A 218-nucleotide genomic window follows, 5' to 3' on the forward strand; every position below is an offset into this window, starting at 1 on the left:
CGGCGTCCCGGACCTGACCCGGTTCCCGTTCGACACCTGGCGCCGGCTGGTCACGCAGCGGCTGCGCGCCGGCCAGGCCGACCTGATGACCTACGGCGACCCGCAGGGCCTGGCGGCGTTGCGCGAGGAGATCGCGCGGCACGCCGGGGTGTCGCGGGACGTCCGGGCGAGCGCGGCGCAGGTCGTCGTCACCGCCGGCGCGCAGCAGACGACCGACC

The 218-nt window shown here is 77.5% G+C and carries 1 protein-coding gene; it reads left to right on the forward strand.

The genetic code is table 11. The features are described from left to right. Window positions 1-218 (forward strand): aminotransferase class I/II-fold pyridoxal phosphate-dependent enzyme (locus G3I65_RS09185; RefSeq protein ID WP_345944076.1); only part of this gene is annotated, 218 nt, incomplete at both ends.

It is taken from the genome of Amycolatopsis sp. SID8362 (assembly GCF_010550475.1).
Taxonomy (GTDB): Bacteria; Actinomycetota; Actinomycetes; order Mycobacteriales; family Pseudonocardiaceae; genus Amycolatopsis; species Amycolatopsis eburnea.